Annotated in this window: 22 protein-coding genes; 8 read left to right on the forward strand and 14 right to left on the reverse strand. The window is 73.2% G+C overall.

Annotated elements, in window-relative coordinates:
• Positions 1 to 20: 20 nt before the first annotated feature.
• The 3 genes from KBX46_RS03900 to KBX46_RS03910 are packed head-to-tail and all read right to left on the reverse strand — an operon-like array spanning position 21 to position 3,280.
• Positions 21 to 1,499, reverse strand: coding sequence for an aminotransferase class V-fold PLP-dependent enzyme (locus tag KBX46_RS03900; RefSeq protein WP_210790945.1), 1,479 nt, complete (start codon positions 1,497 to 1,499; stop codon positions 21 to 23).
• Positions 1,500 to 1,520: 21 nt separating this feature from the next.
• A complete protein-coding gene (locus tag KBX46_RS03905) occupies positions 1,521 to 2,933 on the reverse strand; it encodes an MFS transporter (protein WP_210790947.1) in 1,413 nt (470 codons plus the stop codon).
• A gap of 32 nt (positions 2,934 to 2,965) precedes the next feature.
• Positions 2,966 to 3,280, reverse strand: coding sequence for an MGMT family protein (locus KBX46_RS03910; protein WP_210790949.1), 315 nt, complete (start codon positions 3,278 to 3,280; stop codon positions 2,966 to 2,968).
• A gap of 13 nt (positions 3,281 to 3,293) precedes the next feature.
• On the opposite strand from KBX46_RS03910, the gene proB reads away from it, so the two are divergent.
• Positions 3,294 to 4,451 (forward strand): glutamate 5-kinase, encoded by a 1,158-nt coding sequence (gene proB / locus KBX46_RS03915; RefSeq protein ID WP_088950280.1) that lies wholly within the window; start codon positions 3,294 to 3,296, stop codon positions 4,449 to 4,451.
• Positions 4,452 to 4,541: 90 nt separating this feature from the next.
• Positions 4,542 to 5,783 (forward strand): glutamate-5-semialdehyde dehydrogenase, encoded by a 1,242-nt coding sequence (locus KBX46_RS03920; RefSeq protein ID WP_210790952.1) that lies wholly within the window; start codon positions 4,542 to 4,544, stop codon positions 5,781 to 5,783.
• A 56-nt stretch (positions 5,784 to 5,839) separates the two neighbouring features.
• On the opposite strand, the gene KBX46_RS03925 is transcribed toward KBX46_RS03920, so the two are convergent.
• From KBX46_RS03925 to KBX46_RS03950, 6 genes are all read right to left on the reverse strand, one after another.
• Positions 5,840 to 6,802 carry a prenyltransferase/squalene oxidase repeat-containing protein gene (locus KBX46_RS03925; protein WP_374224940.1) on the reverse strand — a complete coding sequence of 321 codons (963 nt, stop codon included), beginning with the start codon at positions 6,800 to 6,802 and terminating at the stop codon, positions 5,840 to 5,842.
• Between the two features lie 38 nt (positions 6,803 to 6,840).
• Entirely contained in the window at positions 6,841 to 8,022 is a 1,182-nt protein-coding gene (gene moeZ, locus KBX46_RS03930; RefSeq protein WP_088950282.1) for an adenylyltransferase/sulfurtransferase MoeZ, read from the reverse strand.
• A 123-nt stretch (positions 8,023 to 8,145) separates the two neighbouring features.
• Positions 8,146 to 8,967: a DUF3152 domain-containing protein gene (locus tag KBX46_RS03935; RefSeq protein ID WP_210790955.1), complete on the reverse strand. Its 822-nt coding sequence runs from the start codon at positions 8,965 to 8,967 to the stop codon at positions 8,146 to 8,148.
• A 100-nt stretch (positions 8,968 to 9,067) separates the two neighbouring features.
• Positions 9,068 to 9,922: a DUF3152 domain-containing protein gene (locus tag KBX46_RS03940; protein WP_210790957.1), complete on the reverse strand. Its 855-nt coding sequence runs from the start codon at positions 9,920 to 9,922 to the stop codon at positions 9,068 to 9,070.
• A 5-nt stretch (positions 9,923 to 9,927) separates the two neighbouring features.
• A complete protein-coding gene (locus KBX46_RS03945; RefSeq protein WP_210790959.1) occupies positions 9,928 to 10,902 on the reverse strand; it encodes an alpha/beta fold hydrolase in 975 nt (324 codons plus the stop codon).
• A gap of 23 nt (positions 10,903 to 10,925) precedes the next feature.
• Entirely contained in the window at positions 10,926 to 13,100 is a 2,175-nt protein-coding gene (locus KBX46_RS03950) for a hypothetical protein (protein WP_247666999.1), read from the reverse strand.
• Positions 13,101 to 14,482: 1,382 nt separating this feature from the next.
• Between KBX46_RS03950 and KBX46_RS03955 the strand changes: the two genes are divergently transcribed.
• Positions 14,483 to 15,121: a TetR/AcrR family transcriptional regulator gene (locus KBX46_RS03955; protein WP_088950287.1), complete on the forward strand. Its 639-nt coding sequence runs from the start codon at positions 14,483 to 14,485 to the stop codon at positions 15,119 to 15,121.
• Between the two features lie 64 nt (positions 15,122 to 15,185).
• Complete coding sequence (locus tag KBX46_RS03960; RefSeq protein ID WP_088950288.1) at positions 15,186 to 15,413, forward strand: DUF3107 domain-containing protein; 228 nt, start codon at positions 15,186 to 15,188, stop codon at positions 15,411 to 15,413.
• 69 nt (positions 15,414 to 15,482) lie between these two features.
• Here the strand turns inward: KBX46_RS03960 and KBX46_RS03965 are convergent, their stop codons facing one another.
• On the reverse strand, positions 15,483 to 15,674 hold the full coding sequence (locus tag KBX46_RS03965; RefSeq protein WP_210790961.1) for a hypothetical protein: 192 nt from the start codon (positions 15,672 to 15,674) through the stop codon (positions 15,483 to 15,485).
• A 336-nt stretch (positions 15,675 to 16,010) separates the two neighbouring features.
• On the opposite strand from KBX46_RS03965, the gene KBX46_RS03970 reads away from it, so the two are divergent.
• Entirely contained in the window at positions 16,011 to 17,723 is a 1,713-nt protein-coding gene (locus tag KBX46_RS03970) for a DEAD/DEAH box helicase (RefSeq protein WP_210790963.1), read from the forward strand.
• An 86-nt stretch (positions 17,724 to 17,809) separates the two neighbouring features.
• Positions 17,810 to 18,970, forward strand: a complete 1,161-nt coding sequence (locus KBX46_RS03975) for an SAM-dependent methyltransferase (protein ID WP_210790965.1) — start codon at positions 17,810 to 17,812, stop codon at positions 18,968 to 18,970.
• Here KBX46_RS03975 and KBX46_RS03980 read toward each other — a convergent pair.
• On the reverse strand, positions 18,967 to 19,425 hold the full coding sequence (locus KBX46_RS03980; RefSeq protein ID WP_210790967.1) for a hypothetical protein: 459 nt from the start codon (positions 19,423 to 19,425) through the stop codon (positions 18,967 to 18,969). The genes KBX46_RS03975 and KBX46_RS03980 overlap by 4 nt on opposite strands.
• Before the next feature lie 244 nt (positions 19,426 to 19,669).
• On the opposite strand from KBX46_RS03980, the gene KBX46_RS03985 reads away from it, so the two are divergent.
• Complete coding sequence (locus KBX46_RS03985; protein WP_088950292.1) at positions 19,670 to 20,086, forward strand: helix-turn-helix domain-containing protein; 417 nt, start codon at positions 19,670 to 19,672, stop codon at positions 20,084 to 20,086.
• A 29-nt stretch (positions 20,087 to 20,115) separates the two neighbouring features.
• On the opposite strand, the gene KBX46_RS03990 is transcribed toward KBX46_RS03985, so the two are convergent.
• From KBX46_RS03990 to KBX46_RS04000, 3 genes are all read right to left on the reverse strand, one after another.
• The gene (locus KBX46_RS03990; RefSeq protein ID WP_210790969.1) at positions 20,116 to 21,042 is read right to left on the reverse strand and encodes a hypothetical protein; all 927 of its coding nucleotides are present in this window, start codon (positions 21,040 to 21,042) and stop codon (positions 20,116 to 20,118) included.
• 280 nt (positions 21,043 to 21,322) lie between these two features.
• On the reverse strand, positions 21,323 to 23,446 hold the full coding sequence (locus KBX46_RS03995) for a RecQ family ATP-dependent DNA helicase (protein WP_210790971.1): 2,124 nt from the start codon (positions 23,444 to 23,446) through the stop codon (positions 21,323 to 21,325).
• Between the two features lie 39 nt (positions 23,447 to 23,485).
• Complete coding sequence (locus KBX46_RS04000) at positions 23,486 to 25,315, reverse strand: AfsR/SARP family transcriptional regulator (RefSeq protein ID WP_210790972.1); 1,830 nt, start codon at positions 25,313 to 25,315, stop codon at positions 23,486 to 23,488.
• A gap of 143 nt (positions 25,316 to 25,458) precedes the next feature.
• Between KBX46_RS04000 and KBX46_RS04005 the strand changes: the two genes are divergently transcribed.
• Positions 25,459 to 26,280 (forward strand): hypothetical protein, encoded by an 822-nt coding sequence (locus KBX46_RS04005; RefSeq protein ID WP_210790974.1) that lies wholly within the window; start codon positions 25,459 to 25,461, stop codon positions 26,278 to 26,280.
• Positions 26,281 to 26,318 lie beyond the last annotated feature (38 nt).

Below are 26,318 nucleotides of genomic sequence, written 5' to 3' on the forward strand. Positions count from 1 at the left end.
GGCACACGGTCGTCGCCGCGTCACCAGGCGGGACGTTGAAGCAAGCCCACGAACTCCACAAGCAGTCGTTCCCGCAACCGCGCCGGGGCCGCGTCGAGCAGGGTGTTCACGGCCGCCATCCGATCCAGGGCCCCGGTGCCGAGGCCCAGCCCGGCGGCCAGGCCGGCAACCAGTTCCGGGGTGAGCGCGTCCGGGGTCAGCGACGTCGCCAGCGCCCGCAGTTCGGGCGGGAGGGCGACCGGGCCGGTCGCCCGAGCCGCCGTCACCGCGTCGGCCAGGTCCGGGCCGAACTCGGCCACCCGGGGCGCGACCGAGGCGGTCACCGTGAGGTGCACGCTTGCCGGCAGGCCGGCGTACGACAGCTGGGGTTGGGTGTGCCAGCCGCGTGCGGTCAGCTCGTCGACCAGGACGAACAGGTCGGGGCCGTCGTCAGTCGCGGTGAAGCAGACCACCGTGGACTCCGGCTCGGCCATCAGCCGCAGCCCGTCAACGGCGCGGACCGCGTCGGCCAGGCCGGCGACCGCGTCCCGGGTGACGCCGGCCAGCCGCAGGTAGCCGGCGTCGCCGAGGTGTCGCAGGGTGGCGTACGCGGCCGCGATCGGCCCTCCCGAACGGGTGGACGCGATCACCGGGTTGATCATCGTGTAGCCGGGCCAGTCGGCGTACGCGAAGTACTGCGGCGCACGGAGCGCGGCGTCGCGGTGCAGCAGCACCGACACGCCCTTCGGCGCGTATGCGTACTTGTGCAGGTCCACCGACATGGAGGTGACGCCGGGCACCGCGAAGTCGAACGCCGGCACCGGTTCACCGAGGCGACGCAGGTACGGCAGGGTCCAGCCGCCGAAGCAGGCGTCCACGTGGCAGCGCACCCCGGCCTCGGCGGCCGCGCCTGCGATCTCCGCGACGGGATCCACCACCCCGTGCGCGTACGACGGCGCGGAGCAGGCCACCAGCACCGTCTCCGGGCGGATCGCGGCGGCCATCGCGGCCGGGTCGGGGCGCAACGTGTCCACCGAGACCGGCACCACGTCCAGCGCCACCCGCAGGTAGTGCGCCGCCTTGGCGAACGCGGCGTGCGCGCTCGACGGCACCACGATCCGGGGTTCGGCGATCTCCGGGTGGGCGTCCCGGGCCGCCTTGACCGCGAGGATCAGCGACTCGGTGCCGCCGCTGGTGACGCTGCCGACGACGTCCGGCGCGGTCGTGCCCGGCCCGCCGCCGAGCACCCGGCCGGCAGCGCCGACAAGCGCGTTCTCCATGGCCAGCAGGGACGGGAAAGCGGTCGGGTCGAGCCCGTTGACGTGGGCGCTCTCCCGGTGCGCGGCGGCAGCCAGGTCGTCCAGCCCAGGCACCGCCGGGTCATAGACGTACGCGAACAGACGCCCGCCGTGCGTGGGCCGGTCGGCGGCACGCAGTTGGCGAACCTCCGCGAGCGCGACATCGGCGGCCACCCCGTCGGACGACAGTGCCCCGCCCGCAACCCTGCTCTCGTCGATCATGGAGTCGTGGTGCCTTTCTTTTTAGGTTTTGCCGCTTTCATCCCCCACCACAACTCCATGATCGACGCGTCCGTTGCTAGTGGCGGCGGCCAGCACGGCGGGGGTCAGGGTGTAGCGGCGGAGGAGGAGGATCGGAGGGCCGATCAGCAGGGCCGGGAGGACCGTGAACCCGAGGAGGACGCCCAGCCGTGCCGTGTCGGACTGGGTGGCGGCCGTGCCCGTGTCGGAGGAGACGTACCCGGAGAGCTGGAGCACAAGGCCGTAGATGCCCGGGCCGAGGGCCAGACCGAAGGTCTCCCCGGCGGTCCAGAGGCCGGTGAAGACGCCAGCCTGCCGCCGTCCGGTGCGCGCCGTGTCGTACGCGATGCAGTCCGGCAGCATGGCCAGCGCGAACACCTGCTGCCCGGCGTACCCGACGCCGAGCACCGCGACCACCAGGTAGACGGCGACCGGTGGCAGCACCGGGGCGGCGACCAGGGCGAGCGCCCCGGCAGTGAGGATCAGCGCGGCGACGACAAGTGCGACCCGCTTGCCCAACCGGGCGCCGACCCGGGACCAGAGCGGCATCACCAGCAGTGCCGGCCCGACGAAGCAGACGAAGAGCAGAGTCGGGCCGCTCTGCTCGTCGCGCAGGACCTGCCCGGCGAAGTAATTGACCCCGGCGAGGATGGTCGCCACGCCCGCGGACTGCACCACGAAGCAGATCAGCAGCGCCCGGAACGGCCGGTTGGCGCCGGCCACGGCGAGTTGGGCGCGCAGTGTCGGCTCGCTGCCGCCCACCACACCCCTCGGCGCGGACCGGGTGCCGAGAAACGCGCCGAGGGCGCCGAGGACGATGAGCGCCGCCACGAACAGCCCCATCCAGCGGTGCCCGGGCACGCCGTCGCCGCCGGCCGTCACCACCAGCGGGGCAACCGCGCCGGAGACCAGGATGGCCAGCGCAAGCACGGCGATCCGCCAGGTCATCAGCCGGGTGCGCTCGGCGTAGTCGTCGGTCATCTCGGCCGGCATGGCCACGTACGGCACCTGGAAGAACGCGAACGCGGTGGCGGTGGCCAGGAAGGCGAGTGCCACGTACGCCACGGCGGCCGGACCGTTGCCGAAGGGCGCGGCGAAGATGGCCGCGAACAGCACGGCGAGCCCGAGACCGGCGACGAGCAGGTACGGCCGGCGAGCGCCCCAGCGTGACCGGGTGCGGTCGGAGATCCGCCCGGCGACCGGGTTGACCAGCACGTCCCATGCCTTGGGCAGCAGCACCAGCAGGGCGGCCAGGCCGGCGGCCACGCCCAGCGTGTCGGTCAGGTACGGCAGCAGCAGCAGTCCGGGCACGGTGCCGAACGCGCCGGTGGCCAGCGAGCCGAGCGCGTACCCGGCGTGCACGCCACGGGGCAGCCGGCCGTTGGCTGACGAGCCGGCGCCCGGCTGCGTTTTCATGGGGCCGAATGTTACTCACGTCTGGACGGCGGTCACATCCCCTCATCAGGCGACCAACGGGCTGCCCTGATGTCCACGCCCTCGCCGCGCAACGGCACCCCCTCGGCGCGCAGCCGGGCCCGCGCCTCCCGCTTGTGGCCCGGCGGCAGCCGGCCGGCGGAGGTCACCACCCGGTGCCAGGGCACCGAACCGCCGTGGCGGGCCATGATGTTGCCCACCAGCCGAGCCGAGGCACGGCCCGAGCGCTCGGCCAAGGCGTCGGCGACCCCGCCGTACGACATCACCCGACCTTCCGGGATCCGCTCGACCAGGTCGAGCACCGCCTCGACGTACTCGTCAGGTGTCACAATCGGCCACCATATGGGAACGCCGCCGGGCGATGCGGCCGTGACCACGCAGAATGGGCGGGTGCGCGACGCAGTCACGACGGCCCGGCGGGTCGTCGTCAAGATCGGATCCTCCTCGTTGACCACCGCCACCGGCGGCCTGGCCGACGAGCGCGTCGACACGCTGGTCGACACCCTCGGTCGGCTCACCGCCGAAGGCCGCGAGGTGGTGCTGGTGTCCTCCGGCGCGATCGCCGCCGGCCTCGCCCCACTCGGCCTGATCCGACGCCCGCGCGACCTGGCCACCCAGCAGGCAGCCGCCAGCGTCGGGCAGGGCCTGCTGATCGGCCGGTACGCGGCCAGCTTCGCCCGACACGGCCGCACTGTCGGGCAGGTGCTGCTCACCGTCGACGACGTGACCCGGCGCGCGCACTACCGCAACGCGTACCGAACGCTGCGCAAGCTGCTCGACCTGCGGGCGGTGCCGATCGTCAACGAGAACGACACGGTGGCCACCCAGGAGATCCGGTTCGGCGACAACGACCGGCTGGCCGCGCTGGTGGCCGCCCTGGTGCACGCCGACCTGCTGGTGCTCCTCTCCGACGTGGACGCGCTCTGGACCGGCGACCCCGCCAAGCCGCAGTCGACCCGGATCACGGAGGTCCACGGCGACGCGGATCTCGCCGGGATCACCATCGGCGGGGCCGGCCGGTCCGGTGTCGGCACCGGCGGCATGGTGACCAAGGTCGAGGCCGCCCGGATCGCCACCGGTTTCGGCATCCCGGTGGTGCTCACCGCCGCCGACCTGGCCGGTGCGGCGTTGGCCGGCGAGCCGGTCGGCACCCTGTTCCACCCGCAGCGGCAGCGCCCGACGGCCCGGCTGTTCTGGCTGGCCCACGCCACCTCGCCCCGGGGGCGGCTGCACCTCGACCCGGGTGCGGTGGCCGCCGTCGTCGGGCGGCGCAAGTCGCTGCTGCCCGCCGGCATCACCGCCGTGGACGGCACGTTCACCGCTGGCGACCCGGTGGATCTGGTGGACACCGCCGGCGCGCCGGTCGCCCGAGGGCTGGTCAACTACGACGCGGTGGAGCTGCCCGGGCTGCTCGGCCGCTCCACCTCCGAACTCGCCGCGGCGCTCGGCCCGGCGTACGAACGAGAGGTCGTCCACCGCGATGACCTGGTGCTGCTCTAAGGAGTCAACAGTGAGTGAGCGTCAGCGAACGAATCATCGGCTCAGGGCGGTGGTGCCTCAGGGCGGCACGGAGCGCAGCGGAGTGCCGGCATGAGCGTCAGCGAGCAGGCCCGACGCGCCCGGGTGGCGGCGGAGACGTTGGCCGTGGCCACGCGTACGGTCAAGGACGCCGCGCTGGTGGCGATGGCCGACGCGCTGGTGGCGCGTACCCCGGAGATCCTGACCGCCAACGAGACGGACCTGGCAGCCGGCCGGGAAGCCGGGCTGAGCGCGGCCGTGCTGGACCGGCTCGCCCTCGACGCCGGCCGGGTGGCCGGCATCGCCGACGCGCTGCGCCAGATGGCCGCGCTGCCCGATCCGGTCGGCGAGGTCGTCCGCGGCTCGACCCTTCCCAACGGGCTGGAGCTGCGCCAGATCCGGGTGCCGTTCGGGGTGGTCGGCATCATCTACGAGGCGCGACCGAACGTGACAGTGGACGCCGCCGGGATCTGCCTCAAGTCCGGCAACGCGGCGCTGCTGCGCGGGTCGTCCTCGGCGGCGCACTCCAACGCCGCGCTGGTCGCGGTGCTGCGGGACGCGGTCGCCGACGCCGGGCTGCCGGCCGACGCGGTGCAACTGCTCGACGCCAGCTCCCGCGACTCGGTCAAGGAGCTGATGCGCGCCCGGGGGCTCGTCGACGTGCTGATTCCGCGCGGGGGCGCGTCGCTGATCCGCACGGTGGTCGAGGAGTCGACCGTCCCGGTGATCGAGACCGGGGTGGGCAACTGTCACGTCTACGTCGACGCCGCCGCCGATGTGGCCAAGGCCGTCGCGGTGACGCTGAACGCCAAGACGCAACGCCTCTCCACCTGCAACACCGCCGAGTCACTGCTGGTGCACGCGAGCGTCGCCGACGCGTTCCTGCCGCCGATGCTGGCCGCTCTCGCCGAGGCCGGGGTGACAGTGCACGGCTCCCCCGAGGTGGCTGCCTACTCCGCCGCCGTGGTCCCGGCCACCGAGGAGGACTTCGCCACCGAATACCTGTCGGCCGACATCTCGGTCGCCGTGGTCGACTCGCTGGACGCGGCGGTCGCACATATCCGCCGCTTCGGCACCGGGCACACCGAGGCGATCCTCACCGACTCGGCGAGCGCGGCCCGCGACTTCGTCGCCCGGGTGGACGCGGCGGCGGTGATGGTGAACGCCTCCACCCGGTTCACCGACGGGGGCGAGTTCGGGTTCGGCGCGGAGATCGGCATCTCCACCCAGAAGCTGCACGCCCGCGGCCCGATGGGTCTGCCCGAGCTGACCAGCACCAAGTACGTCGTCACCGGGGACGGGCACCTGCGCTGAGGCCTGCGTCCAGGTCCTCGGCCCGACCGAGGATCTGGACAGGCTGTAGGCCAGCCTCAGCCCGGCTGCGAGGCGGCTCCGGCCGTCGCGGGCCGGGCGGCCCGGATCGCGGACAACGTGGCGTGCACGTCGAATTGGTGGCCGTCGTCGCTCTCCCAGCCGCCGTCGCTGCGCTGCGTCTCGGTCAGCCGGCGCAACGCCCGCACCATGATCCAGTCCTGCGGGTCGATGCCGGCCCGGCGCAGCGTGGATGCCAACCACGCCACGTCCCCAGGGGACATCTTCGGCATCCGTTCGGCGAGCACCACCTGGATCCGCGCCGACTCCTGGAACATCTCCTGCCGGTGCAGCACGGCCGCGCTCAGCCAGCCGGCGGCGAGGTACGAGGGCCAGCTACCATCCGGGCGCAGCCGCGCGGCGAGCGAGTGGGCCGCCGCCTGCACCACCCCGGCGTACGCCCCACCGACCCGATGGTCGAGCGGGCCCGACGCGCGGGCGTCCAGGCCGGCGACGGTGAGCCAGAAACCGGCGTTGGCCGTCTGGAGGAACCCGGCCTCCGGATCGCCGGGCCGGGCCCACTCCGGGGCCGAGTCGGCCAGCGACGCGTCCTCGTCCCAACTGCCGTCGGCCTGCTGTCGCGATGCCAGCCAGTCGAGCGCCCGGCGAGCGGCGGGGCGGCCGAGCGCACCCAGGTCGTCCAACTCGGCGAGCCGGAAACAGGTGGCGTCGATCGAGGCCATCGCACCGCCCCAGGTGGCTGGCCAACCGCCGTCGGGTGACTGGCCGATCTCGGCCGTCTCCAGCAGCTCGGGGGGCACGGCGGTGCCGTTGCGAAGCCAGGAGAGGCGGGCTCGTTCCACCGCGTCCCCATGCGCCACGACGAACCCGATCGCCGCTTCCAAGTCGACCACGGCGGGAACGCTACCTGCGCAGACGCGATTCCGCCTCGGAGAATCGGTTGGCCCGGAGTGGCTGCGTCGCTCCGGGTGCCCGGGCGGGGCGGCGTCACGTGCGTCGATTTGCCGGGGCGGCGGTGTGGGCCGCCCCGGCACATCGATCAGTACGCGGGCAGCGCCGGGTCGATCTGCTTGATCCAGGAGAGCACGCCGCCCTGCACGTGCACGGCGTCCCGGAAACCCGCCGCCTTGAGCGCGGCGAGCGCCTCCGCGGACCGGACGCCGGACTTGCAGTGCAGCACGATCTGCCGGTCCTGCGGCAGCTTCGCGAGGGCCTCGCCGGAGATGATGTCGCCCTTGGGGATCAGCGTGGAACCGGGGATGCGGACGATCTCGTACTCGGCCGGCTCCCGGACGTCGACCAGGAAGATGTCCTTGCCGGCGTCCTGCCACTCCTTGAGTTCGAGTGCCGTGATCGTCGCGTCGAGCGTCGCTTCCTGGGCCTCCTCGGAGACCGCGCCGCAGAAGTCCTCGTAGTCTTCCAGCAGGTCGGTGACCGTCGGGTTCTCGCCGCAGAGCGCGCAGTTCGGGTCCTTACGGACCTTGATCTTGCGGTATTCCATCTCCAGGGCGTCGTAGACCATCAGGCGGCCGACCAGCGGCTCACCGATGCCGGTGAGCAGCTTGATCGCCTCGTTCACCTGGATCGAGCCGATCGACGCGCAGAGCACACCGAGCACGCCACCCTCGGCGCAGGAGGGGACCATGCCGGGCGGCGGCGGCTCCGGGTAGAGGCAGCGGTAGCAGGGGCCGTGCTCGGCCCAGAACACCGAGGCCTGGCCGTCGAAGCGGTAGATCGAGCCCCAGACGTACGGCTTGCCGAGCAGCACCGCCGCGTCGTTGACCATGTAGCGGGTGGCGAAGTTGTCGGTGCCGTCGACGATCAGGTCGTACTGCGCGAAGATCTCGCGGACGTTCTCCCGGTCCAGCGCGGTGTTGTGGATCTCCACGTTGACCAGCGGGTTGATCTCACGGATCGACGCGGCGGCGGACTCGGCCTTGGACCGGCCGATGTCGGACACGCCGTGGATGATCTGACGCTGGAGGTTGGACTCGTCGACGGTGTCGAAGTCGATGATGCCGAGGGTGCCGACCCCGGCCGCGGCGAGGTACATCAGGGCGGGTGACCCGAGGCCACCGGCGCCGACACAGAGCACCCGGGCATTCTTCAGCCGCTTCTGCCCGGTCACCCCGACATCCGGGATGATCAGGTGGCGCGAGTAGCGGCGGATCTCGTCAACGGTCAGCTCGGCGGCGGGCTCGACGAGCGGGGGCAACGACACGGTGGACTCCCCGGGATCGGCGGTGTGAACCGCGCCATTGTTGCTCGCCGGAGCCCTGCTCGGCCATGAGGGACGACACGTGGTCCGCGATGCGGGAGCGGGAATAACCGACGACCCGGTCGATCAGGGGACGATGTCACCCGCGTAGCGACGGCCGTCGAGGTAGGGCCAGGCGTTGGCGACGCAGCCGTTCAGGCCGTACGTCTGCTGCTGCATCACCGGCGCGGGCTCCCCCGGCCCGGGGCAGGCCTCGTGCTCCTCGCCGAACTCGTGGCCCACCTCGTGGTTGATCACATAGGTGCGGTAGGTGTCCAGCGAGGCGCCGTAGTCGGGGACCGCCTCCATCCAGCGGGCCAGGTTGATGATGACCTGGCCGGGCAGGCGGCAGGAGGTGTAGCGCTCGGTGGTCAGCCCGCCCTCGGCGCACATCCGCTCGGACGTGACCGGGGTGGCCAGGTAGATGGTGAAGTCGGCGGCCCCCGCGTCGGCCACCCGTTGCACCCGCAGGTCGCCGGAGGCGATCCAACTGCGCGGGTCGCCCAGCACCTCGTCGACAGTGGCGGCGAACGCGTCGGCGTCCTGGCCGGTGCCACGTTCGACAGCGACCCGGTAACGGCGCAGCGGACCGTCCGCACCGTGCTCGGGTGTCTCGCCGTCGGCTGCGGTGAATCGTCCCGCTCCGACCGACGGGTAGCTGGTGGGCACCGGGTGCGCGACCACCCCGCCCCCGTGACCCATGCCGCCCTGGGTCGTGGCGGGAGTCTCAGCTGGCGGCTCGCCGGTGCGGTAGAGCGTCACGCCGATCGCGGTGGCGAGGACGAGCAGGCCGAGCAGCAGGCTGCGGCGGCGGCGGCGGTGCATCCGGACGAGCGTGGGACGCACGTACGCCGAACGGCCCGACGGGTCGGGCGGCTGGGGTGGGCCGTAACGGGACGACGGCGTCATGACGTCGAGCCTGCCAGATTATTCGGGCATTTCTCCGAATTTGCCGCTTTTGCCGCAAGACGCCTGATGGGGCTGGAAGGTCGGCGTGTCGGCCCGTCGGTCAGAGGGCAGGACCTGCGTAACGACGCCCGTCGAGGTACGGCCACTGGTTGACCCGGCACCCGTTGAGGAACAGCGTCTGCTGCATCATCACCGGCGCTGGCCTGCCCGCCCCCGGGCAGCGCTCGTGCCGATGCCCGAGCTGGTGACCCACCTCGTGGTTCACCACGTAGGTCCGGTAGACCGCCAGCGGCACGCCGGCCGAGACGAAGTGCGGCACGGACAGCCGCCACCGATCCAGATTGATGATCACCTGGCCGGGCGCGCGGCAGGACGTGTACGGCCGACCCCCGACCCGGATGTCCACCCCACCGTCGGCGCACATCCGACCCGCCGTACGGGCGGTGGCCAGGTAGACGGTGAAGTCGCGAGGCGCGGCCCCGGGCACCTGCTGAAGCCGCAACCTGCCGCTGTCGACCCAACTGCCCGGCCCGGCGAGCGCCGTCTGCACCGCCAGCGCGAACTCGGCGGCGTCCTCGTTGCTGCCCGACTCCACAGCGACCCGGTAACGCCGCAGCTCACCCGCGCGACCCAGCACCGGGCCGGATCGGTCGTCGTAGCCGAAACCCCCCGTGCCGGCACTTGGGACCGCACCGGGCGCCCGCAGCACCGGAGACGGGCTGGACGCAACCGCCTCGGAGGGCGACGGGCTGACCGACGGCGGCAGTGGCGCGGCCACCAGCGGCGGCAGCGAGGCGATCTCGTCGGCGGCCAACCGGTCGGCAGCGGGATGCCCACCCGGCCCCTCGGCGATCACTGTCACCACCGCGCCGACAGCCAACACCACCGCCACCATTTGGGCGAACAGCGCGAAGCGTCGCTGACGGCGACCGGGGAGGGGGGCTGAGCTGGGCATCCACGTCAGCCTGCCAGATCAGGCCGCCTGGCGGTGTCCCCCGTTTCGGCGAGGAGGCCGACCACCGCCCGGGCAACCAGCCGGGGCACCTCCAACTGCGCCACATGACCGACACCGTCGAGCATCATCAGCCGACTGTCCGGGATGACCCGGGCGGTCTGCGGCGCGACCCGCACGTCGACCAGGCGATCCGCTCGGCCGCCCACCACCAGGGTCGGTGCGCGCACCGCCTCGGCGAGGCGCCACAGCGAACCCGGCCCGGGCAGGTACGCCCGCAGAAAGCTGGAGACCAGACCGCGGAACGTCCGGACGTACGCGGCGGCGTAGTGCTCCGCCTCGTACCGGACCCGGATCTCCTCCAGCGCCTCGGCCCGGCGCTGGTCGCAGATGCGGCTCAGATCGGCGACGCACGCCTCCAGCACCTGCTGGGCCATCACCTCGGGAGCGAGCTGGGTGAGGTGCCGGGCGACCAGCCGTTCGCCGCGCGGGATGGCGAGCACCGGAAGCATCCGCCCCTGCAACGAGCGACGGAAGTCGAGGAACGGCAGCGCCGGGGAGATCAGGGTGAGCGTACGGACCAGGTCGGGCCGCAGCCCGGCCACCTGGACCGCGACCGTGCCGCCCAGCGAGTTGCCGAACAGGTGAACCGGGCCCCGACCGGAGTGCTCGATCCAGCGGACCACCAGATCAGCGAACGCCGGAATCGTGTAGCGGGGGCCCGGCTCGCTACGGCCGAAGCCGGGCAGGTCGATGGCCTGACCATCGAGCCGGTCGGCGAGCAACCCGGCCAGGTCGGTCCAGTTCTGCGACGACCCGCCCAGCCCGTGCACGTACAGTGCCGGCTCCGCGCCGGCAGCGGTGGCCGGGGTGTCCCGTACGTAGGTGACTCGGCCGTCGAGGCGGACCTCCCTGCCCGGCCACGGTGGCGGGACATGGTGGTCGGGGAGCAGGTGGTCCGGCCCGAGGGTGGCGCGTCTCATCGTTCCAGTCTGCCTCGGACCACTCAGGACAGCAGCGCCTCCAGCCGACGGTTCACCGCCGCGAGGGTCGCCCGGACCACCGCCTGCCGGGGATCACCGGCGACCAGAGCCGAGCCGGCGAGCTGCTCGACCCAGCCCTCACAGACGAGCAGTGCCACCACGGTGGCCACCTCGCAGTTGCCGAACGGCACCACCGCCGCGTGCTCGACGAAGCAGCGCCCCCGCTCGGCGTTCTCGGCGCCGCGTAGCAACTCGTCCACCGCGGCGGCGGCCGCGACCGCGCAGAGCCGCAGCACGTAGCCGTCCACCGCCGGCCCGGTCGCGTACCCGGAGGCGCTGTCGCCCCCGGCCAGCAGCCGGACCTCCACGTTCGCGTCCAGGCCGAAGGTGCTGACCTGCACGTGGTCGATCACCACGCGGGGCCCCGGCGTGCCGCCGGTGTCCAGCGGTCGGGACGGCGCCGACTCCGTCGTGGTCACCTGACCACCGGAGTACGACGTGCCGAGCGTCGCCGGGCTCCCGGTCGCGCCACCGGCCGGCGCGGCCGAGACCGATCCCGGCTCCTCGACCGTGGCGCGACCCCGGTGCGGGGCGTTCGACCGGCGGCGGCGCGAGATGTCGGTGGCGGGCCTCTGCTCAATGCCTGCCGGCATGGCCTCCACCCGAGCACCCGGCGGACGACCGCTCGTCGGCGTCTCGACCGCCCGCACCTCGCCGGTACGCGCTTCGGCGCCGGCATCGCGTGCGGTCACGCTCTGCTCCGGGGTGCGCCGTTCGGCGGCCCGGGGTTCGGCAACGCGACGGCGAACCGGCGGCGGCGGAGTGCTGGGCAGACCGGGCACGTTCTGCGGGGCGGCGGCCAGCCCCATCCGATCCTGAAGCAGCCGGGCCACCTGTCGGCTCACCTCGGCCGGGTCGGCGCCGTCGGCCAGGTCGAGCCGGAGACTGTGCGCTCCCGCCGGGGTACGACGCAGCGCAGCGTCGCGGACACCGGCCACCTCGCGGACGGCGTCCAGGATCGCGTTGACGTCGAACCCCTCGGGGCGCTCCCGCAACGGGGCTGGCTCGTCGTCCCGACGAAGGTGGGTGGCGATGCGGGCGAGTTCCGGAGTTTCGGCGGGTGGCTCCACAGCTGGCGGCTCCGGCACGACGGGCACGTCCGGTTCTGCGGGGACGCGCTGCGGCAGCACCACCGCTTTCGGGTCCGACTGCCGGGCGTCGTCGGCCGGTTCGGACGACGACGTCGGGTCGGGTGCGGATCGGCGAGCCGCATAGGGGGAGGCGGACACGGGTCCTGGCCGGTCGTGGGGCTCGGACCCGTTCGTGGCAGGGGGCGCAGTCGATCCCGTCGAGGACGACGTGAGGTCACCGGGTGACGGGGCGTTGGTCGGCGCGGCCGGGCGGTGCGAGTCGACGGGAGACGGGCCGGGCAGGTCAGGCGTCGCCGGGCGGAGCCGGAATGGCGCGGTGGCTGGTCGGATCTCGGGCCGTGGCATGCCCGGGGTCTCGCCGTCGTCACCGCCACGGGGCATGGACGACTGGATCGCCCCCCACGAGGAACGGTCGACGGGGGTGGCGGGGATGCGGCCCTCGGACCAGTCCGGCCGTTCTTCCCGCGCGGTGCTCGCCGGGCTGGTGGGCGGCCCGCCAGCCCAGGTGGGACGCTCGGCGACCAGGGGCGGGCCCGCCGGAGCCGGTGGCGCCTCGGCCAGTGCGGGAGGTGGCCCGGCTGGCGCCGGCGGTAGCGCGTTGGCCGATGCCGCGCTGGCAGCCCAGGAGGGCCGCGCCGGCGGCGCACTGGTCGGCTCGGCCTCGGCCGCACCGCCAGCCCACGACGGGCGGGCCGACGGCGTACCGGTCGATGCCGGGTCGGAACCCCCGGCCCAGGACGGCCGCGCCGGCGGGCCACTGGTCGGCTCGGACTCGGCCGCACCGCCAGCCCACGACGGGCGGACCGACGGCGTACCGGTCGGCGCGGGGTCGGAACCCCCGGCCCAGGACGGCCGCGCCGGCGGGCCACTGGTCGGCTCGGACTCGGCCGCACCGCCAGCCCAGGACGGCCGGTCGATCCGGGGCGTACGGCTGGCTCCGGACCCGGCCCAGGACGGCCGGTTGGCCGGCGGACCGCTGGTCGGCGTCGGGCCACCTGCCCAGGCCGGGCGCTCCACGGCCGGTGGCGGCGTGCCCGGCGGGACCAGCGGCGGCGTGCCTGACGACGGCACGCCCGGCTCGCCGGTCGGGGGCTGGTCCGGGTCGACAGCCCGGAGCGGGCGATCGGTGGGCGGGACAGCGGGCGGGGCTGCCCAGGTCGGCCGGTTGGCCGGGGGACCGCTGGTCGGTTCGGCCGAGCGCTCCGGCGCTGCCTCGGACGCGACGTCGCTCCGGACGGGGTCGTACCCGCGGGGCGGCTCGGCGCGGACCGGCTCGTACGGGCGGGGTGACTCGGCCCGCAGCGGCTCGTACGGCTGGATGGGCTCGGCGACCCAACCCGGCGCGGACGCGTCGGTGGTCGGCGGACCAGCCGGCTCGTCGTCCGGACGGGACCAGGGCGGCGCCCAGCCACCGCCCCAACTCGGGCGGTTCCAGCTCGGCCCCGACCAGTCCGGCTCGATGGCCGACGATTCCCCGGCCCGGTGCGCGTCACCCGGGCGGGGGCCTTCGGCGGCGCGAGCCGGCTCGGTCGCGTCGGCGGGCCCGGCGGGCCCCGAGGTGCGTCCCGGTGCTGCCTGGTGCTCCGGAGCGAGCGGGTCCCGCCGGTCGCGTGACCCGGCGGCCGGTGGGTCCTCGGCGGCCAGCCGCTCGGCGTTGGGCGCGTGGAAGCCGGGCGGCACCTCGAAACCCGACGCGGCGGTGCCGACGGGCGGCACCTGGACCGCGGGCGGCGCGGAGGTGGGCAGGCCGGGCTCGGCCCAGCGGGCGCGGTGGGCGGCGGCCGGATCGGCGGCGGAGCGGTCGGGCTCGTCGACCCCCTGCTCCACACGCGGGGCGGGACGTTGGGCAGGCACCACCAGTCGGTCGCTGGCCGGCTCGGGGCGGCCCTCGACGGGCAGCCCGGGGGGTGCGCTCACCGGCGTGGGACGTCCCACTGTCGGTTCGAGGCCGGGGCGACGGACGCCGTTGGCGTCATCGGGATGGTGCACACCGTTGGCGTTGTGGCCGTTGACCCGGGTCGGCGGATCGAGGTCACCCGGCAGCCCGGCCAGCGGCGACGGCAGGTCGCCATGCCTGGTGGAGGAGGTGCGCCAGCCGGACGCGGGGTCCGGCTGCCAACGCGGCGCCTGTTCCCGGGCATCCTCGTGGTCGGCGGCTCGCGGCCACCCACCGGCCGGGGGTGCCCACCCGCTGACGGAACGGCTCGGGTCGTCGTGCTGACCCGCTCCGTCACCGTGCTCTCCCGGGGTAGCGGCTCCGGGTTGACCTGTTTCACTCACCGCGCGCTCCTTGGTCGCCCCCGCTGAGGCTACCGTGTGCCGAGAGTGGCGATAAGTTACAGCGGCGGGCCATTTCCACGACGGTGGTCGCGGGCCTCGCCCGGTCTGGGGGGAAAATGCCGGCTCGTACGGAGAACTCGGAGGAACCCATGACCGCTGCGGGCAACGGTGCACAGACCGCTGGACGACCCACCCGTCTGCCCCGCTCCGCGCGTCGTAAGCAGCTTCTCGCTGCGGCGCAGGAGGTGTTCGTCGCACAGGGTTACCACGCCGCCGCGATGGACGACATCGCCGAGCGGGCCGGGGTTTCGAAGCCCGTGCTCTACCAACACTTCCCCGGAAAGATGGATCTCTACCTGGCGCTGCTCGACACGCACTGTGACGCCATCGTCGCTCAGGTGCAGGACGCGATGCACGGCACCAGCGACAACAAGGAACGGGTCAGCGCGTCGGTACGGGCGTACTTCGACTTCGTCGACCACGAGAGCGAGGCGTTCCGGCTCGTCTTCGAGTCGGACCTGCGCAACGACCCGGCGGTGCGGCAACGGGTGGAGCGGGTCGAGCAGGGCTGCATCGCGGCGATCACCGACACCATCATCTCGGACACCGGCGTGAGCCGGTCGCACGCCGAGCTGCTCGCCTCCGGGCTGGTCGGCGCCGCGGAGACGGCCGCGCAGTTCTGGCTGGCCGGTGGCCGGCAGGTGCCGAAGGCCGAGGCCGAGGCGCTGGTGGCCGCGCTGTCGTGGCGGGGCATCGCGAGCTTCCCGCTGCAAGGTGAGTCAGCCTGACCGCCGACCCCGTGATCGGATAGCCTTCGCAGGGCGGTTCTTTCGCCCCAGTTGAGGAGGCACAGTGGAGGTCAAGATCGGCGTGCAGTACGCGCCGCGTGAGCTGGTAGTAGACAGCGCGCAGTCGCCGGCCGAGATCGAGCAGATCGTGACCGACGCCTTCGCCGGTAACGGCGGCACGCTCTCCCTGACCGACGAGAAGGGCCGACGGGTCATCGTGCCGGTCGAGAAGGTCGCCTACGTCGAGATCGCCGAGGCGTCGTCCCGGGCGGTCGGTTTCACCGTCCGCTGACCGGTCCGGCCATCGCGGCAGGTCGGCATCGGCCCACCTGCCGCAGGCCGGCACCGGCTTCCCGGGCGGTCAGTTGTTCAGCCCGGCGGCGGCCATCCGCGCTGTGTGCGCGGCGGTGAGCCTGCCGAACAGCCCCGGCACGTCGACCCGGTCGCCCCGCGCGATCAGCGCGGTGATTGCGACCCGCTCGGCGGCGGAACCGGCTCGCCTGGGACAACGCCTCGCCGACCAGCCGCCGCGCCCACATGGAGAGCCGGCCACCCGCCCGGTCCGGTTCTTCCAGCCGCGGGACCGGGGATGCTCGGCGTGGACACGAGCGCAGGCCAACGGCATCCCACGCGCCGGATTGACGTGACGTAGGTCACAATTACTTGCCCCGCGTGACGAGTGGCCGGGTGGGAATCGGGACGGGCGCATCCCTGTTCAGGTAGCATGGAGCAGTTGCCGTGGGCGCCGATCTGATCGAAGCTCAGCCCGCGGCGCGCGTGCGGCCCGGTCCGGCTCGGCAATCTGCCGCCGACCGTGTGGCCCGCGTCATACCGAACGCGCCCTGAGGACATGACGGGCGCACCCACGAGAGGGCACCCCCACATCCACATGAGCGACCTGAATCAAGATTTGATGGACGGCCAGGAACTGGCCCCCACTGCCCCGGTTCGACCGGAGGCCCCCACGTTCGCCGCACTCGGCGCCCGCGCCGAGACCGTCGAGGCCCTGGCCGCGGCGGGCATCACCCGCGCCTTCGCCATCCAGGAATACGCGATCCCGATCGCGCTGCGCGGCGTCGACCTGATCGGTCAGGCGCCCACCGGCACCGGCAAGACCCTCGGCTTCGGCGTGCCCCTGCTGGATCGCGTCTTCGCGCCGGGCGAGGGCAGCGACGGCGTCCCCCAGGCGCTGGTCGTCGTCCCCACCCGTGAGCTGGGCATCCAGGTCGCCAAGGACCTGGCCGCCGCCGGCCGGACGCGGGGCGTCCGGGTGCTGCCGATCTACGGCGGCGTCGCGTACGAGCCGCAGATCGACGCGCTGCGCAAGGGCGTCGAGATCCTGGTCGGCACCCCGGGCCGGCTGATGGACCTCCAGAAGCAGAAGCACCTCCGTCTGGACCGGGTGCACGCGCTCGTCCTCGACGAGGCCGACCGGATGCTCGACCTGGGCTTCCTCGACGACGTCGAGAAGATCCTCGCGATGCTTCCGGAAGACCGGCAGACGATGCTCTTCTCGGCCACCATGCCGGACCCGATCGTCACCCTGTCCCGGCGCTTCCTGCGCCAGCCGATGACGATCCACGCCGGGCACACCGCCGAGACCGGTCCGTCGCCGCAGACCCAGCAGCTCGTCTACCGCACCCACTCGATGAACAAGGTCGAGGTGGTGGCGCGCATCCTCCAGGCGGAGGGGCGTGGGCTGACCATGATCTTCACCCGCACCAAGCGGGCCGCCGACCGCGTCGCCGAGGACCTCGACTTCCGCGGGTTCGCGGTCGCCGCGGTGCACGGTGACCTCGGCCAGGGTGCCCGCGAGCGGGCGCTGCGGGCCTTCCGGGCCGGCAAGATCGACATCCTGGTCGCCACCGACGTGGCTGCCCGAGGGCTGGACGTCACCGGCGTCACCCACGTCATCAACTACGACTGCCCCGAAGACCAGGACACCTACACCCACCGGATCGGTCGTACCGGCCGGGCCGGCGCGACGGGTGTCGCGGTGACCTTCGTCGACTGGGACGACATGCCGCGCTGGCGGATCATCGACAAGACCCTGGGTCTGGAGATGCCGGAGCCGCCGGAGACGTACCACACGTCGCCGCACCTCTACACCGACCTGCACATCCCGACCGAGGTCAGCGGCACCCTGCCGACGGCCGAGCGCACCCGCGCCGGGCTGTCCGCCGAGATCGAAGAGGACCTGGGCGGGACGACGCGCTCCCGTCGGGGCGACAGCGGTGGCGGCCGGAGCCCCCGACGCGGTGAGAGCCGTGGCGAGGGGCGAGGCGAGCGCCGTGGTCGGGGCGACAGCCGCCGCGACCGCTCCGACGCCGGCACGCCGGCAGCGGCCGAGGCCGAGGCACCGGCGATCGCCGAGGCTGGCGACACCACCGACGAAGGCACCCGTACCCCGCGCCGCCGGCGTCGCCGCCGGGCCGGCGAGACGGTCGTGGGCGAGCCGACCGCGGTGATCTCCGCCGATCCTGGCAGTGACGCCGAGCCGGCCGCCGCGTCCGACGGCGAACCGTCCAAGCCGCGCCGCCGCCGGCGCCGCCGTGGTGGCGGTTCCGGTGCGGGTACGCCGGCCGAGGCGACCGCGGACTGACCCACAGCCACACCTGACATCCCCCGCACCGCCTCGCGCGGTACGGGGGATGTTCCCTTCCCACCCCACCTGCCGAAGATGGAACGATGCCGGAACCACTGGATGTTGCCCTGACCGAGGTTCGGGCGCTGCTGCTCGACCCCGCGCTGACCCGGGCGGTCGCCGCCGGACGACGCCGTGGGCGCCATCCCGTGGTGGCTCGGGCCGAACTGCGGCCGGTGCGGCTCAAGGCCGGCCCGCGACTGCAGATCGCCACCTCCGACGGCACCCGCCCGTACACCCGCAACGTCGCCCCCGGTCCGGAGGCGATCCAGGCGATCGACGAGCTGCTGGCCGAACCGTTCGGGAACTGGCACGTGGAGACGGCCGACGCGACGCTCCAACTCCGGGTGACCAAGTCCGGCGAGGCGCAGGTGCACCGCGCCGCGACGTCCCGCCCGGCGGCCACACCGAGCGGGAACGACCGGACGAAGGAATACCTGCTCGACCCCGGTGACCCGATCTTCGCCGAGATCGGTGGCTCGGCGGCCAAACGCCGCCAGGTGGACGCGTTCCTGCGTGCCCTGGCCGCGACCCTTCCCGACGATCTGACCGGTTCGCTGCGGGTGGTCGATCTGGGCTGCGGCAACGCGTACCTCACGTTCGCCGCGTACCGCTACCTGGCAAGTCGAGGGCTCGACGTCCAACTGATCGGCGTGGACGTCCGGGAGGACCAGCGGCGACGCAACACCGAGCTGGCGCAGCGGCTGGGCTGGGCCGACCAGATCAGCTTCGTCGCCGGCACGATCGCCGACGCCGTCGTCGACCCCGCACCCGACCTGGTGCTGGCGCTGCACGCCTGCGACACCGCCACGGACGAGGCGTTGGCCCGCGCAGTACGCTGGGAGGCCCGCTGGGTGCTGGCCGCGCCGTGCTGCCACCACGACCTGGCGAAGCAGCTCCGCGCCCACCCCACCCCGGCACCGTACGAGCTGCTGACCCGGCAGGGCATCCTGCGCGAGCGCTTCGCCGACGTGCTCACCGACGCACTGCGCGCCGGGTTGTTGCGGGTGCACGGGTACCGGGCCGAGGTGGTGGAGTTCGTCGACTCCCAGCACACGCCACGCAACCTGCTGATCCGTGCCCGCCGCACCGGTGGCGAGGCCAGCGCACAGCAGAACGCGGAGTATCGCGAACTGGTGGACCAGTGGCAGGTCACACCCCGACTGGAGACCCTGCTCTCCGCCGCCGAGGAACCCGCCGCCTAGCGACGGCGCTCGCTGCCGCCACTGCGGTCCCGGGCACCGTTGCGCTCGCCGGCGCCACGGTCGAGGACCGATATCCGGTCGCCGCCGTTGCGCTGGGTGGCGCGCTCACCGTCGCCCAGGGCGGTCGGGAAGGGCACGACCTTGCCCGTGCTCTCGGCGTTGCCGGCGGCGGCGAAGGCGTTCCAGGAGATGTCCACCAGCAGCTTCTTGGTCTCGGCGTGTCGAATGGCAGCGCTGTGCTGCAACGCCATCCGGGCACCCAGCACGACCGCGACCAGCGTGGTGGTGATCGCGCCGGTGGCGGCCAGCACCTGGAGACCGGTCGCGGAACTGGTGCGGAGCACCAGAACCAGCAGCCAGATCCAGAACGCGGCGGCAAAGACGCCGGCCTTGGCAACGAAGAACAGGCTCACCGCACCGGGCTGGTACGGCTGGGGGCGGCTCGGTTCGGCCATGGTGCTCCTCGGGCGGTGGTGCGGTCGGACGCGGCAGACGGGACCATGCCGGGACGGGCACCGAGCTTAGTGGAAGAACGATAGTGATCGCTTGATGCAATTTTCGGTCGGCATCATGCTGTCGCGGAAAAGTCTCGTCCACGGGACAGATTGTGCGGTCAGTCAATTGTTTCCGGCTGTGGGCGTACTACCCTCGGAAAGGCGCATCGTCCCGGTGCTGCGGCAGGGGGAAAGACATACAGGGATGGGATCAGCCGAGGTATCACCGCAGATGGCCTTCGCCCGCTTCGTCCGGCGCGCCATCGATGACGCTCGTGACGAACGTGGCTGGACCGTGACCGATCTTGCCTCGCACACGGGCGTGGGACGCTCCACCGTGTTCCGCTGGTTGGCGGGTGACTGGCAGGATTATCCCGAGCTGGCCAAGGTGCGCGGCTTCTGCGCCGCACTGGACCTACCGGTCGCTGCCGCGTTCCGCGCGCTCGGGCTGCCCGACGCCGGCCCCACCCCCCGTCGACGCCACGACGACGGCCCCGTCGAAGCCGACGTCCGCGCCATCCTGGACCGGCTGGCCGACCCGACGGTCCCCGCCGAGGAGAAGCACCACATCCGCGACCTGCTCCGCTACCTGGCCCGCCGCCCCATCCGCCGAGCCGGCTAACCCCCCGGGGCGGAGGGGCCCGGGTGGGATTAGGGGACCGTGAGGGTGAACTCGGCGGTGTGGACTTCGGTCCCTACCTGGAAGTCCAGGTACAGGCGGTAGCGGCCGGGGCCGGGGGTGGTCAGCCAGAACTTGATCTGGCCGTCCACCAGCTCTGGTTCCGGGTGCACGTGCAGGTAGCCGAGGTCGCCCTCGCGCAACGCCACCAGATGCCCGTACGCCCCGAGGTACCGCTCCAGCGGGGCGGCGCCGCCAGCACCGTCGACCCGGAACGTCAGCGGCACTGTCGCCCCCGCCTGCGGGGTGCCCTGGTAGCCGACCGTGAACCGGTCCACCGTCGTCGAGGTGGCCGGACCCGGCAGCGAACGAGGCTGGTAGTCACCGGGCACGACCAGGTCCGCGCCGAGGGTCACCGCGGTCTGCGCGCCGTTGTCGGCGACGACGGTGAAATCGGCGTACGCGCGCCAGACCCCGGACTGCGCGAGGGTCAACGGCACCGACCAGGTGCCGTCCGCCGCCATGGTCGGGTGCAGGTGCTGGTAACCGGTCAGGTCCCGGCGGACGACGATGAGGTGCATCGGCTTGTCGTGCACGACGGCGAAGCGGGTGACGGGCCGGCGCTGCACGTCGCGCACCTGGAAGCGGAGCTGACCGGGCCGGCTGGCCGCGAACTCGGTCGTCAGGGGCGCCAGGGTGAACCCGGCTGAGCTGACCGCCAGACCGCCCGGTTCGGTGGCCGTGCCCTGATCGGTGCTCGCGGCGCTGCCGTGGTTGTGCGGCCCGGTCCCCGGTGGGTCGGTGTGATCGGCGGCCAACGACGGGCTGCCGGTGACGGTGCCTGTCGTGTTCATCCGGCCGAGGCCGAAACCGAGCAGCACCGCCAGCACCAGCCCACCGACCACCAACGCCAGCCGGAGCGTGCTCCGGTCCGGCGCGGCGGAGACGTGGTCAGGCACCGCCGACACCCAGCACGTGGACCGCCTCGGCGACGGCGGTCCTACCCGTGACGTCGTGCGCGCGGGTGACGGGCTGCTGGTCGGTCATACCGCCCACGGTACCGCCGCGTCGGGGCGGCCCAGGCCGACGCCCGGACGGCGTGGCGACGGTCGCATTCGACGCCGCCCGGGAACTTTCCCACCCGACCGGCGCAGACCGCGCCGCAACGCCGGTCAACGCCCTCGACCAGGCATGGACGGCGCCCCGAACCCGTGCAGCGCCGAGGACCCGCCCGGCGGGTCAGCCGGCGACGGCGAGGGCGAGCGGGAGCACGTCGGGCGCACCGGCCCGGCGCAGGGCCCGAGCCACCAGCGTCATCGTCCAACCCGAGTCGATCAGGTCGTCGACGAGCAGCACCGGGCCGTCCAGGCCCGCCAGGGCGTCCGCCAGGTCGGTCGGCACGGTGAAGGTGTCGTGCAGCGCGCGTACCCGTTGGGCGCTGTTGCCGCGCGGCCCGGCCGGACCGCCCGGACCGGCCGGGACGACCTCGCCGAGCAGCGGCAGCCGGCCCACGGCGGCGATCCGCTCGGCGAGCGACCCGACCAGTCGGGGCCGTCGCCGCGAACCGACCGCGACCACCCCCACCGGCCGGCGGGGCCACGGGTCGTCGCCGTGCGCCCACGCCTTCAACACCTCCACCACCGCGCCGACGACGTCGTCGGGCACCGGCGCGTCCAGCGCCTCCGGGCCGACGAGATCACGCAACCGGCCACCCCAACCGAGGTCCGACAGGCGCCCGACGGCACGGCCCGGCAACGCCTGCTCCGCGGGGGCGATCCGGCCCTTGAGGGGTACGCCCACCGCGTCCAACCCGGTCGGCCAGAGCTTCTTCGGGGCGATCTCCACGCCGGGGCGGCCCAGGAAGGCCTGCGCGGCGGCGAGCGCGGCTGTCGACACGTCGGCGGAGAAGAGCGGGTCGGCGCACCTGTCGCACCGGCCGCAGTCGGTCGCCCCGGTGTCGTCCAGGCGTTCCCGTAGATACCGCATCCGGCAGTCGGACGTGGTCGCGTACTCCCGCATGGCCTGCTGCTCGACGGTGCGCGCCTCGGCGACGCGGCGCAACCGGGCCTCGTCGTAGACCCAGGGCTCGCCGGTGGCGAGCCATCCACCGCGCACCCGGCGGACCGCGCCGTCCACGTCGAGCACCTTGAGCATCAGCTCCAGCCGGGTGCGGCGCAGGTCGACGAGCGGTTCGAGGGCCTGGGTGGAGAGAGGGCGGTCGGGGTGCAGGGCGGCCAGCACGGCGCGCACCTGCTGCTCCGGTGGGAACGCCAGCGAGGCGAAGTATCGCCAGATGGCGGCGTCCTCGACGCCGGGCAGCAGCAGCACCTCGGCGTGCTCGACGGCGCGGCCGGCGCGGCCGACCTGCTGGTAGTACGCGATCGGCGAGGGCGGCGCGCCGAGGTGGACGACGAAGCCCAGGTCAGGCTTGTCGAAGCCCATGCCGAGGGCGCTCGTCGCGACCAACGCCTTGATCTTGTTGTCGAGCAGGTCCTGCTCGGCGGCGCGCCGGTCGGCGTCGTCGGCCTGCCCGGTGTACGACGCCACCGGGTAGCCCCGGGACCGCAGGAACTCGGCCGTCTCCCCCGCTGCCGCGACGGTCAGCGTGTAGACGATGCCCGAGCCGGGGAGCTGATCGAGGTGGTCGGCGAGCCAGGCCAGCCGGTGTGCCGGGCTGGGCAGGTCGAGGACCCCGAGGCGCAACGACTCGCGATCCAGGGTGCCGCGCAGGATGAGGGCGTCGCCCAACTGGTCCGCCACGTCCTGGGTAACTCGCGAGTTGGCGGTGGCGGTGGTCGCCAGCACCGGGGTGCGCTCGGGCAGCTCGGCGAGGAAGGTGCGCAGCCGCCGGTAGTCCGGCCGGAAGTCGTGCCCCCAGTCGGAGACGCAGTGTGCCTCGTCGACCACCAGCAGCCCGGTGGTGGCGGCCAGCTTCGGCAGCACCCCGTCGCGGAAGTCCGGGTTGTTGAGCCGTTCCGGGCTGATCAGCAGCACGTCCACGGCACCGGTCTGGATCTCCGCGGTGATCTCGTCCCACTCGTCGAGGTTCGCCGAGTTGATCGTGCGGGCTTTGATGCCCGCCCGGGCCGCCGCCTCGACCTGGTTACGCATCAGCGCCAGCAGCGGCGAGACGATGACGGTCGGGCCGTGCTCCCCGCGCTCGCGCAGCAGGGCGGTGGCCACGAAGTAGACCGCCGACTTGCCCCAACCGGTCCGCTGCACACAGAGCACCCGTCGCCGGTCGACGACCAGTGCCTCGATGGCCCGCCACTGGTCCTCACGCAGACGGGCGTGGTCACCGGCCAGCCGGCGCAGCACCGCCTCGGCCCGCTCCCGGATTGCCGCCCGCTCTGCTGTCTCCACCCGGCATTTCTACCAGCCCAAGTCGGATAACCCCCACGATCAGCGGGGCACAGTGGGCCCCGCCTCCACCACCGCCGGCGTGTCCGTCGGCAGGACGGGCGGCGGCAGGAACAGCAGGACGCCGCGGAGACCATCGACAACCGCGAGGGGCAGCGCGCAGCGCGCGGCCAATTCCTCCATCGACGCGTACGGGCCGCGTACCCACCGGTCCATCGCCACCTGCTGGCGTTGCGCGTCGGTGAGCCCGGGCAGTGTGGCGAGCACGTGGTCGGGTACGGCGTTGATGTCCACGAGCCCGCCGTCGTCGAAGGCGCGGGGCAGGTCGGGGCGGCCGATCGCGAACTCCAGACGCGCCGAGGGATAGCGGTGCAGCAGGTTGCGCGCCTGCTCGCGGCGCAGCCGGCGCTCCTCGTCGCGTGCCTGTGCCATCTGCGGCCGACCGGTGATCCGCCCCCAGACCCACCGGTTGAGCAGGACCACGTGCAGGGCGCCCACCAGCCAGCAGAGGCCGAGCACGCCGAGCCCGAGGAACGCCTCGGCCGCCGAGTCCTCCTTCTCCAGGTCGTCGGTGGCGATCATGAAGACCAGCAGCACCGCGGTGAGGAGATAGCCGACGGCCGCGAGGCCGAGCCGTCGACTGCGGCGCCGCACCGCGTACGCCAGCATCACCAGCCAGGTCCCGGTGCCGAACGAGAGCAGTGGCAGGAGGGTGCCGGCGACGGTGGCCGTGGTGCTCACCCACGTCGGCAGCGGGTGCCGCTCCCGGCGCGGCTGGTCGACCGCGAACGGGGACGGCGGCCCGGCGGGCAGGCCGGCCAGAGCGGGGTACAGCGGCGAGGGCAGGTCCGCGTACGGCGGGACGGCCGCCTGGGGCAGCGGGCCCGACGCTTGGGGCGATGGGCCCGAGGCCCGGGGCGGTGGGGTCGCCTGGGGCGGTGGGGTCGCCTGGGGCGGGATGGCCTGGGCGGGCGGTGGTGCGGAGGGCGGTGCGGCCGGGGCAGCCGGATGTGAGTCGGCGGACGGGTGCGCCGGCACCCTGTTCTCCGCCTGCCGCGCGGCGGAAGCCGAAGCTGGCCACCCTGTTTCCGGGACGCCGGCGGTGAGGGTCGGGTCGGCGCGCAGGATCCGACCGTGCAACTCGCGTAACGCCTCGCCGGGCCCGATGCCGTATTCCTTCCGGAGCAGGCTGTCGATATCCCGGTAAGCGGCCAACGCCTCGGCCTGCCGTCCGCTGCGGTACAGCGCCAGCATGTACTGGTGGCGCAGCCGCTCCCGGACCGGGAACTCGGCCACCAACTCGACCAACTCGCCGACCAGCTCGCGGTGCCGACCGCTGTCCAGTTTCAGCTCCGCGCGGGTCTCCAGGGCGACGGCCCGCAACTCCACCAGGCGGTGCCGGGCAGCCTCGAACACCGCACCGGAGAAGCCGGTGAACGGCTCCCCGTGCCACAGGTCCAGAGCGGCGGTCAGCTCGGCGAGCGCCTGCTCCGTGACGCCGGACTCGTGCCGGCGCCGGGCGGCCTGGACGCCCCGCTCGAAACGGACCGCGTCCACCGCCTCGGGATCCACCCGCAGCAGATAGCCGGCGTCGGTCAGGCTGAGCACCTGCCCCGGTGTACGCGGCGACCGGTCCGGCTCCAGCACCCGGCGCAGCCCTGCGACGTACTTCTGCACCACGTTGGGGCCGTTCGCGGGCGGATCGTCCGGCCAGACCGCCTCGACGATCTGCCCGGTGGCCACCGGACGACCCGTGGAGAGCAGCAGCACGGCCAGCACCGCCCGCTGCTTGCCGGGACCGAGGTCGATTTCACGGTCGGCGAACCAGGCCCGCTGAGGCCCGAGGATCTCGAAACGCAGCGCTCCCGACATGCGAATTTCCGCTCCTGACACCCCCGACGATCGCCGGACGGCAGTGCCCGGCAGCCGGACGGCAGCATATCGGCAGCCGTACCGCCGTGCCCGGCGGCAACATGGTCATCGGCACAAGCCACGCAGCGAGAAAGAGAAATGTGATGACACAGGCAACGGGCAGCGCGAGCACCATCCGACGGACGGTGGGCGCGGTCACCGCCATGCTGGCCACGACCACCCTGGTGGTTGGGTGCGGGCCCAAGAGCGAACCGACCTCGGCACCGCAGAGCGGCCCGAGCGCCAGCCCGACCGTCGACCCGAAGCAGGCGCTCCTCGACGCCGTCCCGGACGGCACCGAGGGGACGTTCAAGTTCAGCGGCAAGGACTCCTCCAGCACGCACAGCGGGCGGGTCGACCCGGCTTCGAAGGCTGTCGAGATCAACACCACTGGCGCACCGGGCTCCGACGGCATCACCACGAAGATGTCGTTCCTGCTCATCGGTGAGGAGGTCTGGCTGAAGGCGAAGTTCAGCGGCCAGCCGGGCCTGCCGAAGTTCCCGGACAAGTGGATGAAGCTGGACCGCACGAAGCTGGCCGAGAGCGACACCATCCCGGCCTACGACGGCGCGGACCAGGGCAACGCCGGCCCGCTCATCGAGGCGGCCACCTCCGTCAAGGAGCAGAGCCCCGGGCAGTACGTCGGGGTCGTCGACGTGAGCACTGGCAACGCGGCCCAGGTGCTGGAGGAGGGCGAGGCGGCAGCGCTCGGCGAAGCTGCCAAGTCGGTGCCGTTCACCGCAGTTGTCGACGCGGACAAGCACCTGACCTCGCTGACGCTGAAGATCCCGGCCGCAGGCAAGGCGAAGGCGTACGACTACGTCGTCACCTACGCCGACTACGGCACCTCGCCGAAGATCAGCGTGCCGACCGGTTCCGCCGCGACGAAGGCTCCGGCGATGGCCTACGAGATGCTGAACGGCTGACCCACGACGCAGGAGGGCGGCGGCCACACGGGGGGCCG

The organism is Micromonospora sp. C81 (assembly GCF_018070425.1).
In the GTDB taxonomy this organism is placed as follows: domain Bacteria; phylum Actinomycetota; class Actinomycetes; order Mycobacteriales; family Micromonosporaceae; genus Micromonospora; species Micromonospora zamorensis.

Bases quoted from the DNA above. Each gene is read 5' to 3' on its own strand.
- KBX46_RS03975 (WP_210790965.1), top strand. From the start codon at position 17,810: ATGCCGGAACCACTGGATGTTGCCCTGACCGAGGTTCGGGCGCTGCTG.
- KBX46_RS03955 (WP_088950287.1), top strand. From the start codon at position 14,483: ATGACCGCTGCGGGCAACGGTGCACAGACCGCTGGACGACCCACCCGT.
- KBX46_RS03970 (WP_210790963.1), top strand. From the start codon at position 16,011: ATGAGCGACCTGAATCAAGATTTGATGGACGGCCAGGAACTGGCCCCC.
- KBX46_RS03985 (WP_088950292.1), top strand. From the start codon at position 19,670: ATGGGATCAGCCGAGGTATCACCGCAGATGGCCTTCGCCCGCTTCGTC.
- KBX46_RS03980 (WP_210790967.1), bottom strand. From the start codon at position 19,425: ATGGCCGAACCGAGCCGCCCCCAGCCGTACCAGCCCGGTGCGGTGAGC.
- KBX46_RS03935 (WP_210790955.1), bottom strand. From the start codon at position 8,967: ATGACGCCGTCGTCCCGTTACGGCCCACCCCAGCCGCCCGACCCGTCG.
- KBX46_RS03945 (WP_210790959.1), bottom strand. From the start codon at position 10,902: ATGAGACGCGCCACCCTCGGGCCGGACCACCTGCTCCCCGACCACCAT.
- KBX46_RS04005 (WP_210790974.1), top strand. From the start codon at position 25,459: ATGACACAGGCAACGGGCAGCGCGAGCACCATCCGACGGACGGTGGGC.
- proB (WP_088950280.1), top strand. From the start codon at position 3,294: ATGGGAACGCCGCCGGGCGATGCGGCCGTGACCACGCAGAATGGGCGG.
- KBX46_RS03940 (WP_210790957.1), bottom strand. From the start codon at position 9,922: ATGCCCAGCTCAGCCCCCCTCCCCGGTCGCCGTCAGCGACGCTTCGCG.
- KBX46_RS03905 (WP_210790947.1), bottom strand. From the start codon at position 2,933: ATGAAAACGCAGCCGGGCGCCGGCTCGTCAGCCAACGGCCGGCTGCCC.
- KBX46_RS03900 (WP_210790945.1), bottom strand. From the start codon at position 1,499: ATGATCGACGAGAGCAGGGTTGCGGGCGGGGCACTGTCGTCCGACGGG.
- KBX46_RS03920 (WP_210790952.1), top strand. From the start codon at position 4,542: ATGAGCGTCAGCGAGCAGGCCCGACGCGCCCGGGTGGCGGCGGAGACG.
- KBX46_RS04000 (WP_210790972.1), bottom strand. From the start codon at position 25,315: ATGTCGGGAGCGCTGCGTTTCGAGATCCTCGGGCCTCAGCGGGCCTGG.